The 15,798-nt window shown below is 46.8% G+C and carries 16 protein-coding genes; 12 read left to right on the forward strand and 4 right to left on the reverse strand.

Features of this window, described 5'->3' with window-relative positions; genetic code table 11:
- Window positions 1–289, forward strand: a 289-nt coding sequence (locus tag ACP2WE_RS20785) for a hypothetical protein (protein WP_425217449.1), incomplete at its 5' end; no start/stop codon positions are given.
- A 6-nt stretch (window positions 290–295) separates the two neighbouring features.
- Here ACP2WE_RS20785 and purD read toward each other — a convergent pair.
- From purD to ACP2WE_RS20805, 4 genes are all read right to left on the reverse strand, one after another.
- On the reverse strand, window positions 296–1,573 hold the full coding sequence (gene purD, locus ACP2WE_RS20790; RefSeq protein ID WP_425217450.1) for a phosphoribosylamine--glycine ligase: 1,278 nt from the start codon (window positions 1,571–1,573) through the stop codon (window positions 296–298).
- Between the two features lie 94 nt (window positions 1,574–1,667).
- Window positions 1,668–2,303, reverse strand: coding sequence for a chromophore lyase CpcT/CpeT (locus ACP2WE_RS20795; RefSeq protein WP_425217451.1), 636 nt, complete (start codon window positions 2,301–2,303; stop codon window positions 1,668–1,670).
- Window positions 2,304–2,441: 138 nt separating this feature from the next.
- Window positions 2,442–4,193 (reverse strand): DUF3352 domain-containing protein, encoded by a 1,752-nt coding sequence (locus ACP2WE_RS20800; RefSeq protein WP_425217452.1) that lies wholly within the window; start codon window positions 4,191–4,193, stop codon window positions 2,442–2,444.
- Window positions 4,194–4,369: 176 nt separating this feature from the next.
- Window positions 4,370–5,737, reverse strand: coding sequence for a histidine phosphatase family protein (locus ACP2WE_RS20805; protein WP_425217511.1), 1,368 nt, complete (start codon window positions 5,735–5,737; stop codon window positions 4,370–4,372).
- A gap of 908 nt (window positions 5,738–6,645) precedes the next feature.
- On the opposite strand from ACP2WE_RS20805, the gene rne reads away from it, so the two are divergent.
- The 11 genes from rne (at window position 6,646) to xseB (ending at window position 15,792) form a co-directional block, all read left to right on the forward strand.
- Window positions 6,646–8,835 carry a ribonuclease E gene (gene rne / locus ACP2WE_RS20810; RefSeq protein ID WP_425217453.1) on the forward strand — a complete coding sequence of 730 codons (2,190 nt, stop codon included), beginning with the start codon at window positions 6,646–6,648 and terminating at the stop codon, window positions 8,833–8,835.
- A gap of 18 nt (window positions 8,836–8,853) precedes the next feature.
- Window positions 8,854–10,005: an NAD(P)/FAD-dependent oxidoreductase gene (locus tag ACP2WE_RS20815; RefSeq protein WP_425217454.1), complete on the forward strand. Its 1,152-nt coding sequence runs from the start codon at window positions 8,854–8,856 to the stop codon at window positions 10,003–10,005.
- 96 nt (window positions 10,006–10,101) lie between these two features.
- Window positions 10,102–10,695 carry a sulfite oxidase-like oxidoreductase gene (locus ACP2WE_RS20820; protein WP_425217455.1) on the forward strand — a complete coding sequence of 198 codons (594 nt, stop codon included), beginning with the start codon at window positions 10,102–10,104 and terminating at the stop codon, window positions 10,693–10,695.
- A 26-nt stretch (window positions 10,696–10,721) separates the two neighbouring features.
- Window positions 10,722–11,510: a hypothetical protein gene (locus ACP2WE_RS20825; protein WP_425217456.1), complete on the forward strand. Its 789-nt coding sequence runs from the start codon at window positions 10,722–10,724 to the stop codon at window positions 11,508–11,510.
- Between the two features lie 186 nt (window positions 11,511–11,696).
- Complete coding sequence (locus tag ACP2WE_RS20830) at window positions 11,697–11,870, forward strand: hypothetical protein (protein ID WP_330481769.1); 174 nt, start codon at window positions 11,697–11,699, stop codon at window positions 11,868–11,870.
- Window positions 11,871–11,936: 66 nt separating this feature from the next.
- Window positions 11,937–12,206: a YciI family protein gene (locus ACP2WE_RS20835; protein WP_425217457.1), complete on the forward strand. Its 270-nt coding sequence runs from the start codon at window positions 11,937–11,939 to the stop codon at window positions 12,204–12,206.
- Window positions 12,207–12,324: 118 nt separating this feature from the next.
- A complete protein-coding gene (gene psb29 / locus ACP2WE_RS20840) occupies window positions 12,325–13,044 on the forward strand; it encodes a photosystem II biogenesis protein Psp29 (protein ID WP_425217458.1) in 720 nt (239 codons plus the stop codon).
- A 149-nt stretch (window positions 13,045–13,193) separates the two neighbouring features.
- On the forward strand, window positions 13,194–13,547 hold the full coding sequence (gene cutA, locus ACP2WE_RS20845; protein WP_425217459.1) for a divalent-cation tolerance protein CutA: 354 nt from the start codon (window positions 13,194–13,196) through the stop codon (window positions 13,545–13,547).
- Window positions 13,544–14,206, forward strand: a complete 663-nt coding sequence (gene lipB / locus ACP2WE_RS20850) for a lipoyl(octanoyl) transferase LipB (RefSeq protein WP_425217460.1) — start codon at window positions 13,544–13,546, stop codon at window positions 14,204–14,206. Before cutA ends, lipB begins: the two co-directional genes overlap by 4 nt.
- A gap of 63 nt (window positions 14,207–14,269) precedes the next feature.
- Window positions 14,270–15,499: an exodeoxyribonuclease VII large subunit gene (xseA, locus tag ACP2WE_RS20855; RefSeq protein ID WP_425217461.1), complete on the forward strand. Its 1,230-nt coding sequence runs from the start codon at window positions 14,270–14,272 to the stop codon at window positions 15,497–15,499.
- A gap of 35 nt (window positions 15,500–15,534) precedes the next feature.
- Window positions 15,535–15,792 (forward strand): exodeoxyribonuclease VII small subunit, encoded by a 258-nt coding sequence (xseB, locus tag ACP2WE_RS20860; RefSeq protein WP_425217462.1) that lies wholly within the window; start codon window positions 15,535–15,537, stop codon window positions 15,790–15,792.
- The last annotated feature ends 6 nt before the right edge of the window (window positions 15,793–15,798 follow it).

The raw sequence follows: 15,798 nt of genomic DNA on the forward strand, positions 1-15,798 counted from the left end.
GGAGTTTCTGGAAAATCATTATTGTCAATGTCAATTTTGGTTAATTGATCATTGCTCTTTTGGCAGTTTGTGCCAAGCACCTGCTGCCTTTTTTTCTTTTTCTAGTCCAAAGTCCAGTTTAATACCATTTTCAAAAAAAGATGCGTTGCATCTTTTTGAAAAGACCGCGCTTTGCGCGGAACTCAAAGATCGATCTGTCGCAAATTTAAGAGAAATTGGTATAAGTCCCCTAGAATTTGGGGATTTAGGGGGCTTTTGGATTGTTAAGCTTACATCTCTTCGTTGTTAGAGAGAATTAGGTCGCGATCGCGCGGCTGGCAATATCTTTCCGAAAGATCGCTCCGTCATAGTCAATGGACTCGATCGCACTGTAAGCCGAAGCGATCGCTGCTTGAATATTTTCGCCTGTGGCGGTTACACCTAAAACCCTTCCACCACTGGTAATCAGGCTATTGTTTTTAAGCTTTGTACCTGCTTGAAACACAACGGCTCCAGATTCCTCAGCTTTCCCGAGGCCTGTAATAAATTTGCCGAGTTCTACTTTTTCGGGATAGCCACTCGCTGCCATCACAACACAGACAGAAGCTTGAGGTTTCCATGCGATCGGCGGCATTTTTTCTAAACGGCGCTCAATACAGGCAAGCAACAGTTTTTCTAAGGGAGTATCTAAAAGAGGCAAAATTGCCTGCGTCTCAGGATCGCCAAATCGACAGTTAAACTCGATTACCATGGGTTCACCACCAGGCGTAATCATCAAGCCTGCGTAGAGACAGCCGCGATAGTCAATTCCCTTTTCTCGGAGAGCCGCGATCGCAGGTTCTAGTACCTTAGATTGAATTTTCGCCATTAGCTCAGGCGTAGCGATCGGTGCAGGGGCATAGGCTCCCATCCCGCCTGTATTGGGGCCAATGTCGCCATCTCCCAGCCGCTTATGGTCTTGAGCAGGCAATAGAGGGCGAATGGTCAACCCATCGGTAATGGCAAGAACGGACAGCTCTTGTCCTGTGAGATATTCTTCAATCACAACCATCTCACCTGCCGCACCAAATTGTCCGCTAAAGATTTTCGCGATCGCTTCTTCGGCCTGCTCTAGAGTCATGGCAACCGTTACCCCTTTACCACTTGCCAAACCATCGGCTTTAATCACGATCGGCGCACCCTGCTGTTGCACATAGGCTACAGCACTGGCTGCATCTCTAAAAACAGCACTAGCCGCCGTTGGAATGCCAGCAGCCTGCATCAGTTCTTTTGCCCAAGCTTTACTGGACTCAATCTGTGCGCCCTTTTTGGTCGGCCCAAAAATTGGGGCTTCGGCACTATGAAAAAAGTCCACAATCCCTTGAGATAGAGGCAATTCTGGTCCCACAACGGTCAAGGCAACTCCCTGTACTTGGGCAAATCTGAGCATTCCCTCAAAATCATCGATTGACAGCGACACATTGCGGCATTTGGGTGTCGTTGCGGTTCCCCCATTCCCAGGAATACAGAAAACCTGGGTAATTTCTGGGGACTGTAAAAGCTTCCATGCAATGGCATGTTCTCTACCGCCATTACCAATAACAAGAACTTTCAAACTAACACCTATAAACGATTTACGAACTTAACTGTCAACGAAAATTACGCCTACAAATTTTTGCTAGACTCAGCAGCTAATTATTCGTGACTAATTATACCGAAGAAACCTCGTGAGACCGAACTTCCGTAGCAAAGCTGGTCTTTTTGGTAAATTCAAATGGCCCAGCGACTGACCCCCAAACTCGCTCATCTGTCTCTGGGTCGTGACCGCGATCGAGGCTAGAAAAGAAATGCTCTCCCACTTCAAATTCATTCACAAGGTAAGTTGATTTGCCCTTACGCACGACGCAACATTGTTTGCCCGGCTCGATCGCACCCTTAAAGGTATTGTTCTCGGTGCGATGTACCAACATGGTGCAGCCGCAAAGTTTGTCCAGTTGCTCGGGTGTAAGTTCTTGCAATCGATCGGGTTGACGGCTTGCACCAAAGTATTTTTCGGCTTCTTTAAGTTTGTAGTTCACAATTTCAAGGTGGTCGCCCCTTGACACGATATTCAAGATCGCCGTGCGATAGGGGTGGTTTAACTCAAAATCATAGGACTGCTCGGAGTACAACCAGACGCCCTCGGGTGGCTCTGTACTGGGGATAACTGGCAATGGTCGAATGCAAACTCGAATATGCGCAAAAAAGGGCGGATTTTCGATCGCTTGCTCCCAGTTGCTAAAGTCTCCCGCCAACCATGATGCCAAGGTAAAGACATCAGCAGGGGTAGTTTGAATTGTCGTCATGTCTTTAGAAGATTTGAATAGGTATTTTTATAATGATTGTGAATTTAATGCAGGGGCAGTGGGTCTGCGTCTGCCTGCTTCATTTTGGGTTTATAAAATTTTTAAGGAATGCAAAATAGTTCTTAAAGTTTATCAGACCTACTTGAGCGCGATCGAGATCTCACCGCGCAGACTCGAACCATTGGTAGCAGTACTCGCAAGGTTTATCACTTCAATATGGTCTAACAGCAATTGCAAAGGCGATCCTTGAAGTGCCTTCAACGTGGTTGGGAGTAGCGGGAATTTGGCGATCCAGTCATCTAGATTGGTTTTGCGATCGATATAGGCAAATCCTGACAAATTACTGGGTAGCTTTTCGGCAAGGTTCTTAAACCTAGGAGATCGTGCAATTGAGTCGCGATCGCTCGATAAAACCTTTTCTACAGCCTCAATTGAGTTCGAGAAAATTACATATTTTGAATTGGGCGCAATTTTGGTATGGGCGATCGCGACGCTGCCATTGATAGATGCTGCCGCTAAAGCGTCTTTAGGATTGGTTACAGCCGTTAACTGCGTCCAAACTGTGAGATTTCGATCGTTGAGACTCAAATCCCCTACGGTTAGTTTGGCGTTGCGGGCTAGCGCATCTAGCCGATCGATCGCTGCTTTCACAGCACTCGGTGCTTTATTCTCGGCAATCAATACCCAGTCCGATTTGCCCAAAGCATTGGGTAGAGCCGCGATCGCATAATCCCCCTGCAACCACTCTCTGTTTGCCTCCTCTACGGGCGACCCCACAAAGCTCAAACTAGAATTTGCAGTTAAGGCAGCGATCGCACTGGTGAAGCTTGCATTTAACTCTGGGTAAGGCTTGAGGGTTGTAGAAATTTGCTGGAGGGTTTGGCTGAGGTTGCGACCGACCAGCACAGAACTACCAGCGGGAATAAGCTCGGTAATTGGATTGGAATTTTTTTGGTTTTGGGCTTTAGCATTGGAATGATTTCCCGCTAAGGCTATATTTGCAGCGAGGGGATCGAGCGTCAGGACTGTTTCAGCCTCGAGCCCTTGACGATCCAGACCAAGACCTAAGGATAGGACTGCTTTCGGTAAATTTGTGAGATTTTTAGGTAAGACCCCACCGGCTGTTCCCCATGTGCTTAGTTCGGCAAAATTGGCAAAAGCTAGACCAATTCTGCCTTGCGTAAGTTGCTTGACGCTTGCTTTGTAGGTATCTAGTCCTGCTAAAGCAAGATCGGGCACTTGTAAGTCGTTAATGGCATTACGAATGACTTTGACATCATTGGCGAATAGCACAAATTTACCAATCGTGGCACTGGCGATCGCTGCCTCTTGCCCTAAATTGGGTAACGGAGTATTGGCAAAAACAATCGGGATGCCCTGATATTGCTCAAATCCTAAATCCGATCCTCCAATTGCCTGCCGCTGCCAAAATTTTTCTACAGATGCTTTTGTTAGTTCTACATTGCTTGTTGAGAAGGCTAGGAGATAACCAGGTTGTAAGCCATTGTCACTCTGGCGATCGATGTCAGTTGTGGTCACTGCCAAGGTGATTTCATTGCCTACCCAAGGCTGAATATCGCTGTCATAATCTAGCGCCCATTCTTGCTGAAGCTGCTGTTTGAGGCGGCGAAATTCGTTTTTAATGCTGGCGCGATCGCTGGACTTAGCAGCCAATTGCGCGAATAGGCTCAGGCGATCGGGGTTGACTAGAAAGGAGAAGAAAAGCGGCGATCGCTTTGGTAAAAAGTTAACGGCTTGCGGTTGTGTTTTTACACCCTGCAAGAGATCGCTAGGATTGGCACTCAGCACCTTAGATACTGCTGTAAAACTCAGAACCAGTAAAAAAATTGCAGCAACTGCAATGCCAATAAAAATTGATTTTGCCTTCATACAAACCTCAACACACGCGCCGAAATTAAGTCTAACTGAAAGACCAACACATAGTTATTGATGCTTTGTTATTCGTTATCTGACGCAGCAATCAGAAATAATACATAGATAAAGAAGGGGCAATTCATGAATTGCCCCTTCTTTTTTGGGATTGTAAAAAATGGGTGACTGTTAACCTACAAAGCCCCTGCGGCTGTTTGATCGAACACGCTATTGGATAGATGCGTGGTGATATTCATCGCTTGCAACATCGGTGGATGCTCGTAACCCTTGTAATAATCAATCACACTCACCCCACCATTACCCTGCTTAAATATCCAGAATTTTTCAGGTTCAAAGCCAAACAACTGACAGAGAATCGCTTTATTCACGGCATCGTGCGCCACAACCAAAGCTGTCTCACCTGCGGGAGTAGCGCGAATGATTTGCAGCCACGCCTCGGCAACTCTGTCCCAAACCTGCTGCAGATTTTCGCCCTCAGGCATTTGGACAATTTCAGGTGTTTTTTGCCATTTTTCCAGTTCGCCTGCAAATTCTGCTTCAATTTCAGCTTCAAATTTGCCTTCCCAGAGTCCATGGGAAATTTCTTTCAGTTCGTCAAAATATTCCATGTCCACATCAGGGTGATGGGTCAAAATCTTGAGGGCAGTGTCTTTGGGCCGCAGCATGGGACTGCTAAAAGCTTTGTGAATCGGCACAGACGCCAAAAAGTCAGCGGCTTGCTGCGCTTGTTCTTCACCCTTGGCATTCAAGGGCACGTCAATTTGTCCTTGAAAACGTTTTTGACGATTCCAATCGGTCTCACCATGACGCACGAGTAAAATGCGCGGTCCGATATGGACTTTACGGGTTGGCGGCAAAACCGCTTTGGTTAGGGAACTGAGGTGGCTTGTCAAGTTCAAGGACTCCATCTGCACCTGTACTTTGCTTAAATCCGAACCTAAATTTGAAAGATCGTCCCCTGCAAAATTTAAGACGCTAATCGCACAGTTAATCTGCTGCAAATGGTGATACTGCGCTGGCTTTAGTCCGATAACTGTAGAAATCAAGGCACGATTGACGCCACTATGACCGACGATCAAAATCGTTTGTCCGACATGCTTGGGCAAAGTCTCTTGCCAAAATGCCTTTGCCTGCTCGAACAAATCGAGAACGGGGTAGCGATCGCTAACCACCAACTTATGCGGCTCGTGCTCCCAATTGTGAAATTGATCGGGAAATTGCGATCGCACCTCGTCAAAAGTCAACCCCTCCCATGCAGGCAGGTTGATTTCACACAAACCCTCATGAAACGTAACGGGTGGCGGACTAGAACTAGCTGCCAGTATCTGCTCAGCCGTTTGGCGAGCGCGGAGCAAAGGGCTGACATAGGCCGCATCAAAATGCAAACTGGCAAGAGCAGCACCTGCCAAGCCAGCTTGTTGCTGACCTTTTTCGGTCAAGACGGACTGAAGTTCTGGTCGATCTAGGTTGCCGCGACCTTGCACCATATTATTGGTGTTAAATGTACTTTCACCATGACGTACTAAGACGATGCGAGTAATCAGGGGAATATCCTCACGCTTAAAAACACCTCAGCAATTCTATCGTTCAAAGCTACGCTATAATACTAAACTAGGCTACATATAACCGAGCAAAAGAATATATCTTGCTTGCGTTGCTTTCACCTATGCCTCAAGACCTGATGTCACTTGTAAAAGTTAAGTCATAAGTTTAGGCAGTCTACTTAGGTACGTGTAGCTTATAGTCGGTCTAAGAGTTTCGCTAAGTTAAATTTCAAATTTCACTGACTATATACGGAAATTGCGGGTATAGTTATTGACGTTTAATTTGTGACGGTTTGTATTGCTATGCTGTCAAATCAGTAGCTTTCAGATCTTGCACCACACAAGCATTTAGCCCAAATTTAGCTTTGGATTTAGCGTTGCATAAACATTAAAGAATGCATGAATAAAGGGTGAAGCGGTGATTTCTCTTATCGGGAAAACCCCATCCTCAATTTAGCAATACCATTCCTTGATTTAGCAACGGTTTTAACTCAAGGTTCCAAGTTTATATTTGAAACTTAAATTTGAGACTCAAATCTACTAAACTCTAAAATTTACTAAAACGCACTGAATCTCTTACTCAGTAAGTTTCAGTAGACTTAAGCTTTTAGCTCCAAAACTGAATTTTTGGTGGCTAAGTACAAAGGGTAAGGTGACAAAAGGTAAGGTGTGAGATGTTAGCCAAAAGCCTGAGTCAGATCGAATCAGATCATGGACTAATACTTAAATCTCTTTAGAGATGACAAGGGTAGAGCATAGGCAAAACATCAACTGTAATCTGTACTTTGAGCTTTTAGCTCTTAAGATTTTGGGTGTGTCATGCTCTTAACAGCCACCCAAGCAGCCACTAAGCATTATGGGTTCTTAGACTGGCTCAACTAACTCAAAAATTCTGAGGAAATTGGATGCCCAAGCAAATTATCATTGCTGAGCAGCATCGGACGGCTGCTGTATTCAGCGAAGACCAGATTGAAGAAATTATCGTTGCCACTGGGACGCATCAAGTCGGGGATATCTACTTAGGTGTGGTCGAAAATGTTTTAACCAGCATAGATGCCGCCTTTGTCAATATTGGCGATGGGGAACGAAATGGCTTTATTCACATTACCGATCTAGGTCCTTTAAAAATGCGCCGTTCTGCGGGCAACATCAGCGATCTGGTGTCTCCGCAGCAAAGGGTTTTGGTGCAGGTCATGAAAGAGCCTACGGGCAATAAAGGACCTCGCCTCACAGGCAATATCTCGCTACCAGGCAGATATGTCGTATTAATTCCGTTTGGACGGGGGGTAAACCTATCTCGTCGTATTCGCACTGAAACTGAGCGCAATCGGCTCAGAGCCTTGGCGATTTTAATCAAACCCTCGGGCATGGGGCTGTTGGTACGCACCGAAGCTGAAGGCATGCCCGAAGAGCAAATTATTGAAGATTTAGACAATCTCCAAAAACAGTGGGAAGCGGTTCAACAGGATGCTTCTACGACCCGTCATCCCAGTCTGCTCGATCGCGATCGCGACTTCATTCAAAAAGTACTGCGCGATCTGTACTCCAGCGAAGTCAACCGTATTGTCACCGATACCAGTGATGGGCTGAGACGAGTCAAACACCATTTACTCAATTGGGGGGATGGCAAAATTCCCAGTGGCCTATCGCTCGATCAACATCGCGAACGGGCTTCAATTCTGGAATATTTCCGCGTCAATGCTGCCATCCGCGAAGCATTAAGACCCAGAGTCGATCTGCCCAGTGGCGGTTACATTATCATCGAGCCAACCGAAGCGCTTACGGTGATTGATGTTAACTCTGGCTCCTTTACAAAATCTCAGACATCTCGCGAAACCGTTTTATGGACAAACTGTGAGGCAGCCGCCGAGGTCGCTCGTCAAGTTCGACTGCGTAACATTGCGGGTGTGATCGTCGTGGACTTCATTGATATGGACACGCGCCGCGATCAGATGCAACTGTTAGAGCATTTTAACAAAGCCCTCCGTGCGGATAAATCTCGCCCTCAAATTGCCCAATTGACTGAATTGGGGCTGGTAGAGCTAACCCGCAAACGTCAAGGTCAAAGCATTTACGAGCTATTTGGTCGTCCCTGTCCCACCTGTAACGGTCTAGGTCATCTGGTGCATTTACCCGGTGACTCGGCCGCGCAAACCGTTGACTCTACAACCCGTCAGTGGGAAGCCCGCTATACCTCTAAGCTCGATTTGACGACAGAGCTGCTAGAGGATGATTCCCCACTCAGTGGCGGAATTGAACCCAATCTGGTCAACCATCCTAGCTATCAAGAACGCAACGGTAATTCTCGCCGTCGCAAACGCAATGCTCCCCCCGGACGCGATCGCGATGCCCGTGAAACCCGCGATTCAGAAAAGCCACCCATTGCGATCGAAACCCGTGAAGGGCGTGAAGGTCGCTTACGGACGGAATCTCGGTCTGAACCAAGACCTGAGTCGCGTATAGAGCCTCGATTTGAGACAAGAGAGCCACCCTCTAAAGTTCCCGTATTGTCTTCAGCCAGAACTGTGGTTCCAACGCCACCTCCCGTTGAAGCCGAGCCAGAAGTCATCCCCCAAGAGCGGATCGGTCGTCGTGAAACACCCCGACCTAAACTTGAGCCACCCGAAATTGTGGTTGTGGAGATGACGGAAGAAGAGCAAGATATCTATGCCTTTATGGGAATTTCTCCCTTGCTGTTGGTCGATCGCGAAGTCAAAGATCCGCGCAATAGCATTGTGACGGTGACCTTGCCGGGTATGGCTCCCCAAATTCCAGCTTTGGAGGTTCCTCAGGCATCGCAAATTTCTGATGCGGCCGATGGATCTGCGGATGGCAATGACTTATTGGATATCAGTCCAACGTCAGACCAAGATGATGAGTACGATCGCCTCGATCGGCCCGATGATTTTTCCGATGATTTTGCGGCTCAACCAGAGCAACTTTCTCAGTCGGTAGAAGTCCAGAATGGTGAGTCGAGCAGTAAGCCTTCAAAGGCTGCACTTGAATCCACAGAAGATTCTGGGACTAAGAAGGAGGAGCCACCGATTCAGTCGCCTGCGGCATCTCGCCGTCGTCGCACCTCATCAGGATCGTAGCGATCGCGCCATGAAAGCATGACAAGCCAAGTCACAATTATCGGCTGTGGTGTGGTTGGTGCAGTCCTTGCCTACGAGTTAAGTAAAGTCGCAGATGAGGCTGACCTTCAGATCGTCGTATTAGAGGCAGCGTCACACCCTGCTCGAGGTTCGACTGGGGCAGCTTTGGGGGTCTTGATGGCTGCCTGTAGCCAAACAATGCGAGGGCATTTAGTGATGCTGCGTCTGGCAAGCCTGTGTCACTACGATCGCCTCGTGGATGAGTTAGCTGCCGCAACGGAACAAGAGATTCCCTACCATCGGGGCATTCTTTGTCTCTATGGCGACTCTGAAGCTGCGGCGAGGTGTCAAACCTTGATCCCTTACCGCGAGGCCCAGGGGTTTCCATTACATTGGCTCAGTCAGCCAGACCTCGGCGTGCAATATCCTCAGTTTCAAGTGAGTGGTGGATTGTATAGTCCCTGCGATCGCACCATTCACCCAACTAAATTTGTCCAAAGCTTGGTCAAAGCCTCTGAGCGGAATGGCGTGCAGTTTCGCTGGAATTGCCCGATCGCTTCTTTGCAAGATTTACCCGAAGATTTATCGCATTCCCACTCGGACTCAAATTGGATCGTAATCACGGCTGGAATGGGCGCGAATGCTTTGCTTGCCCCGTTATTACCCACTTTATTGCCAACCCAATGCTCAACCGACGAGCCAGATGCAGAATTATTGCAAGCGGTGGGCGGACAGGCGATCGCCGTCCATGTACCCAATTTAAATTTGCGGCAAGTCGTCCATGCCGAACCGAGCGAAGGTCCTTACATTAATATTGTGCCGCTTGGCAGCGATCGCTATTGGGTCGGTGCAACTGTTGAATTTGAAGCCACCCAATCAAATCAGCAGTTGCCCATGGAAGCGAATATCCCCTTATTGTTAGAAAGTGCGATCGCTTTCTGTCCCGATTTTGCCAAGGCTAAAGTTCTAGAGACTTGGGCAGGCGATCGCCCTCGCCCCAAAGCGAACAAAGCCCCCATTTTAGGATTTTTACCGCATCATCCCCATGTTTTGGTAGCGATCGGACATTATCGTAACGGAATGTTGATGGCTCCGATCACGGCTCAGATTACCCGCGATCTAATCCTGCATGGCAAGAGCGACTTACCTTGGCAGAAATTCAGCCTGTAACAACTGGAGAACTTTAAGAGATTCTGTTCCCCCACTTCTGGGGGCTAGGGGGCTTATAATAGCCACAACTAAATTAAGCATCAACATAGGTGAATTATGTTTGGGGGTATATTTTCCAAGTCTCAAGATCGAGGAAATAACCGAGTGCCACCTGGTCAGCGCTTGACTAACGGATTTCCGATTATGACCTATGGCACGACACCTCAAGTCACAACCGAAGAATGGCAGTTTAAGGTTTGGGGACTTGCCAAAGAGATAACCCTTAGTTGGTCGGATTTAATGGCATTGCCACAACATGATTTCACCATCGACTTTCACTGCGTTACCACATGGTCAAAGCTAGATGTGCAATGGACAGGGGTGAAAGTGTTGGATTTTATGAAGTTGGTAGAACTCGACCCCAAAGCTGCTCATGTCATGCAGCATTGCTATGGCGGCTACACCACCAACATTGCCCTCGATGATTTTTTGCTCGAACAGAATTTCTTTGCCCATACCCTGCAAGGCAAACCCTTACCCGTGGATAATGGGGGGCCTTTGCGCTTGGTCGTGCCACACCTCTATGCTTGGAAAAGTGCGAAATGGATTAATGGACTAGAGTTTCTCGAACAAGAGAAGCTGGGCTTTTGGGAGCGCAATGGCTATCATCGTCGCGGCGAACCTTTTGCCGAAGAGCGCTACAGTAACTGATTATGCGCTTTATTCCTAGGCCTTCTGTGTTTAAACTTTCTGTATGCGGTATAGGGCTTTCCACGCTCTCTCTTTTAACTGCCTGTCAATCAACACCCACAAGCGTGCCGCCGGAAGCGATCCAAAAAGCTGAGAGCTATCTCCGATCGCAACTCAAACTGGCAACCTCTGTGGCGATCGCTACCCAAGCCCAATCCGTCCAGCAATTGAGTCAAGCTGACCTGTGCCAAACAGTTGCGCCTACCCAAACTGGGTTTGAAATTGTGCTGCAAGCTGAGAGCAGCCGCTATACCCTGCATACCAATCAAGATGGCAGTGCGATCGAGTTATGTAGTTCCGAAGATGCTAAGCCTGACAGCACCAACAAATTCTCTGGAGCGGGCTATACCCTACGCTATCCCAAAGACTGGCAGGTTCAAGATGAAGGGCTAGAAGCCTCTGGGCAAAATCTGGTACGGTTTAGTTCGCCTTCCTCTGACCCGAATAACCAAAGCTATGCGATCGTAGCGCGGATTCCCATGGATAAATCGGACAGTCAATCCGTAACTGCTTTAGAACCTGCCGCTGAAACGCCCAAAGGCCTAAAATCTACTGCCTATGATGTCAAAAGCAAGGGTGGCAAGTCAGGTTCTCAGTTGGAATATACGCAAAAAATCGCCAACAAATCAGGAACCTCTGCAAATTGGCGAGTTAAAGTTTTATTAATTAATGTAGAGAAATTTTCATATCGAATCTATTCCTATAAACCAGAGTCAGACACTTCGCCAGACAAGACGTTTGACCTATTCGTCGATAGTTTCACATTGATTAAATAGGCTTTAAGTTATTAACGAGTATTAAGTTCTTTACAGGGATTTGTAAAAGATTTATTGAGAATTACTAGGTAAGCGTTTGACTGTTGTAGGTTGTTAGTCGTGAAAGCAACTTTTAGCGATTCACTTTACTGACTGCTATTTTTCAACCGTTATTTAAAAACTTATTCCTGATAAGGCTTAAAAATCATGTACAAGAACACCACAAAAGATCCTCTCGTCGCAGCAGTTACAGCGGCAATGGGAGCTGGGACGGTTGCCTGTATTAGTGTCAGTCAAGGTCAAAATGTTTTTGTCGGAATTGGCATCACCATCTTTGCCACAGCCCTTGCCCTGATCGTTGATAAATTTTGTTTTAAATAAGCTTCATCCTTGGATATTCAAGCTTTAAGTATTCTAATTATGATGAAAGCTGAAGATTTCTAAATTATGAAGAAGTACGTGATGTGGGGCAGCTATTGTGACAATGTGTTAGAAAAGCGTGCCCCCTACCGCCAAGCCCATCTCGATAACCTTAAGGCTCTGCATGAGTCAGGGCAGTTAACCACGATTGGACCGACACAGGATGTAACCAAGGTCTTTGCCGTCTATGTAGCGGAGGATGAAGCCTTGGCAAAACAGTTAATTGAGTCCGATCCTTACTGGCAAAACCAAATTTGGACAGACTATGAAGTTCATGAATGGGTACAGGTCTATTAGACTTTTAACGCTCTAAAATTTGTCGCACCTTAAGATAAATCCTCCCTTAGCAGAATGCCTAGATTCCTATCTATGAGATGATGGAATTATTAATTTTGCCTTTAGGTTTTTGTCCATCGTGAATACTGTTCGCACTGTTTCTGATACCAAACGTGATTTTTACAGAGGGTTTCCCAAGCCTGTAAATTCAATTTACCGCCGTGTAATCGACGAACTGTTGGTAGAGATCCATCTGCTAATAGTGAGCCAGCCTTTTGCCTATGACTCCATCTTTGGACTTGGTGTCGTAACTGCTTTTGACCGATTCACGGTTGGCTACAGTCCTGAAGCAGATCGTCACACGATTTTTACGGCTTTAGCTCAAGCATTGCACTTTAACCCCGAGCAACTGCGCCAAGAAGCTTCTCAACTCAGCGAACTTGCCATGCGATCGCCTGCTGAGGTCAAAAGTTTGCTGACAACCTTAGAAGCCAATGTCAATCTCGATCCTTTGATGCCACAGGTGCGCGCGATCGCGGCAAACCCCAAATTTAAGTACAGCCGTCTATTTGCTGTCGGCATTTTTACATTGCTAGAAATCGTCGATCCTGAGGCGATCGCTGACAATGACAAACGCCAAGACCTAATTAAGCAGGTAGGTGAAGCTTTAAAGATCGGCTCCGAACGCTTATTTAAAGACCTCGATCTCTATCGCTCTAACCTTGAGAAAGTTGCCCAAGCCCGCCAGATGATGGTTGATTTGGTGGAAGCCGAACGAAAAAAACGGCAGCGGCAAGCAGAACAAAATTCCAGCAAAGTCGAGACAACTCCCGAAAGTCAAGAAAGTCCCTCAACCTAACTGTCGTCATTCTGGAAGTTTGGATGGCAAAGTCAGATTCCAGAATGATGAAATTGCAAAAGAGTGCTGTATGCTGCAAGATATTCGGACTAGAAATTGTAATTTTTCTAGCTCAGTTTTTTATGTAATGCATAGCATGTAAACGCCTGATGTACTCAGATCTTATGCAAGGGGATGATGATTTAGTCATTGTGATGACAACATTGCCAGATCAAGGGATGGCAACGAGGTTGTCACAGATTTTAGTCGAAGAACATCATGCCGCCTGCGTACAGGTTTTTCCCGGGTTGATCTCGACCTACTTTTGGCAGGGAGAAATCTGTACGGAGCCAGAATTTTTACTCATGATCAAGACCTTGTTGAGAAACTATGATGCCTTAGAAGCAAGGCTGCGATCGCTGCACCCCTATAGCGAACCAGAGATTATTGCTGTGCCTGTGATTGCTGCCAGTCAAGGCTATCTGCGTTGGGCAATCCATTCTTTAAATCGTGAGCGATCGTGAGCCGACCTTGTTATCTATATCAAAGCGATCGCCCCATCCCCTATTTGACCGCTTGGCAATGGCAAAGAGAGCTGATGCTGGCACGTCAGCAAAATAGTCAGTTATCCGATGTCCTTCTATTAATGGAACATCCACCCGTATACACCCTAGGACAGGGTTCCAGTTTGGAATTCCTCAAATTTGATTTAAGCAATCCTGAGATTGAATGCCATCGCATCGAACGGGGTGGAGAAGTTACCTATCATGCACCAGGTCAAATAGTCGGTTATCCAATCCTAAATTTAAATGCCTACAAGCAAGATCTACACTGGTATCTGCGGCAGCTAGAACAAGTCATCATTCATGTATTGGAGCAATACAGTCTCTCCCCCAGTCGGATTCAAGGCTTAACTGGAGTATGGGTGGATGGACAAAAAATCGCCCAAATCGGCATCAAAGTCAGTCGGTGGATTACGATGCATGGCTTTGCCCTAAATGTGAATATGGATTTAGCAGGATTCGAGCGAATTGTGCCCTGTGGAATCAGCGATCGCACCTGCTGTAGTCTGTCTCAATTCATTCCCAATGTAGAATTCGCAAAAGTCCGAAATCAAGTTACCGTTGCTTTTGCAGAAATATTTGAAATAGATTTTCTAGATTCACCTTTAGAGCTATCTTGAATCTTTTCAAGATTGAGAATGTACTAAACTAAGCTTGAAAATCGCTATATTTAAAATACTAAGGTGACCAAGAAACGTTCGACCAGTAAAGCCATTGACGGAGCCGTTAGCGTTTCTGCAATCACCCAAGCGATCGCCCAATTACTCAAAGAAGGTATTGGTGAAGTCAGGGTTACAGGGGAGATTTCAGGTTTCAAAACGGCTTACTCAGGACATCGTTATTTTGCCCTCAAGGATGACGCTGCCCTGATTGATTGCGTGATGTGGAGCAGTAAGCCTTTAGCATTTATCCCCACGGATGGGATGAGAGTAGTTGTTGGCGGGAAACTCACGATTTACCCAACCAGAGGGAAATATCAAATTGATTGCGATAGCATGGTGGCTGCGGGTCAAGGCGATCTATATCTGGCGTTTGAGGCGCTCAAACAAGATTTACAAGCACGGGGCTTTTTCAACCCAGAAATCAAGCAAGCTTTGCCATGGCTACCGCTCAAAATCGGCGTGGTTACTTCCCCCACAGGCGCAGCCATTCAAGATATTCTCAGCACGTTAAAACGGCGATCGCCTCACTGCCATGTCTATGTCTGTGCTGCTACAGTTCAAGGCGATACGGCTCCTATCGAAGTTGCGGCGGCAATCAGGCGGCTCAATCAGATCGATCTGGATGTCATCATTGTGGGTCGCGGTGGTGGCTCGTTGGAGGATCTCTGGGCATTTAATAGCCTAGAAGTTGCCGAGGCTATTTACCTGTCCAAAATTCCTATTGTCTCAGCCGTAGGACATGAAACCGATTTCACGATCGCGGATTTTGTCGCAGATGTGCGGGCAGCAACTCCCACAGGGGCGGCTGAATTGGTGACCCAATGCGATCGCGCCGAGCTCTTACAACAGATTGATGGCTATCAACAGCAGCTAACGACCTACATGAATTTGACGCTAAAACAATATCAGCAAAAAATTGACGGACTCATAAATAGCTACGGCTTTCAGAATATAAACAGTCAGATTAAAACCTATCAGCAGCAAATTGATGAAGCTGAGAGCTTGATGCAAAAAGCCATGACGCGCAATCTCCGTCAAGCCAAGACCCAACTCGAAGCGATCGCATCCCACCTGCATTCTTTACACCCCTTAGCGCCATTACAGCGTGGCTTTGCCCTGTTACGCTACCAAGATTGTCCGATCGCTGCCCATGAATCCCTATCAAACTGCGATCGCATCGAAATTGTCCGTCATACTGAAATCGCCCATGCCAAAATTGAACTAGTAATTCCACAAGAAAATAGCGATTAGCTTTTAGTCGTTCCCAATTACCTTCTCCCTTAACAATGCCCAAGTCCTTTGAACAACAAGTCCAACGCCTCGAAGAAATCGTCGATCTGCTCGATCGGGGCGACGTGGCGATCGCGGAAATGTTAAAGCTATACCAAGAGGGGATGAATTTGGCAAAGCAATGCCGCACTTATCTAGAAACCGCCGAACAAAAGGTCACAACGATCGGCGCTCAAGCGAATATTCCAGAAACAGTCCCAAACTCCAAAGCCAGCTTCGAGCAAACGGCAATCGATATCGATATCGAATTCTAATCGAGC

It is taken from the genome of Tumidithrix helvetica PCC 7403, from assembly GCF_965232925.1.
Lineage (GTDB): Bacteria > Cyanobacteriota > Cyanobacteriia > Pseudanabaenales > Pseudanabaenaceae > Tumidithrix > Tumidithrix helvetica.

What these genes read in the sequence shown, in the direction of transcription:
- xseB (WP_425217462.1), top strand. Translation starts at nt 15,535, where the DNA reads ATGCCCAAGTCCTTTGAACAACAAGTCCAACGCCTCGAAGAAATCGTC.
- rne (WP_425217453.1), top strand. Translation starts at nt 6,646, where the DNA reads ATGCCCAAGCAAATTATCATTGCTGAGCAGCATCGGACGGCTGCTGTA.
- ACP2WE_RS20820 (WP_425217455.1), top strand. Translation starts at nt 10,102, where the DNA reads ATGTTTGGGGGTATATTTTCCAAGTCTCAAGATCGAGGAAATAACCGA.
- ACP2WE_RS20795 (WP_425217451.1), bottom strand. Translation starts at nt 2,303, where the DNA reads ATGACGACAATTCAAACTACCCCTGCTGATGTCTTTACCTTGGCATCA.
- ACP2WE_RS20800 (WP_425217452.1), bottom strand. Translation starts at nt 4,193, where the DNA reads ATGAAGGCAAAATCAATTTTTATTGGCATTGCAGTTGCTGCAATTTTT.
- ACP2WE_RS20830 (WP_330481769.1), top strand. Translation starts at nt 11,697, where the DNA reads ATGTACAAGAACACCACAAAAGATCCTCTCGTCGCAGCAGTTACAGCG.
- ACP2WE_RS20815 (WP_425217454.1), top strand. Translation starts at nt 8,854, where the DNA reads ATGACAAGCCAAGTCACAATTATCGGCTGTGGTGTGGTTGGTGCAGTC.
- ACP2WE_RS20835 (WP_425217457.1), top strand. Translation starts at nt 11,937, where the DNA reads ATGAAGAAGTACGTGATGTGGGGCAGCTATTGTGACAATGTGTTAGAA.
- cutA (WP_425217459.1), top strand. Translation starts at nt 13,194, where the DNA reads ATGTACTCAGATCTTATGCAAGGGGATGATGATTTAGTCATTGTGATG.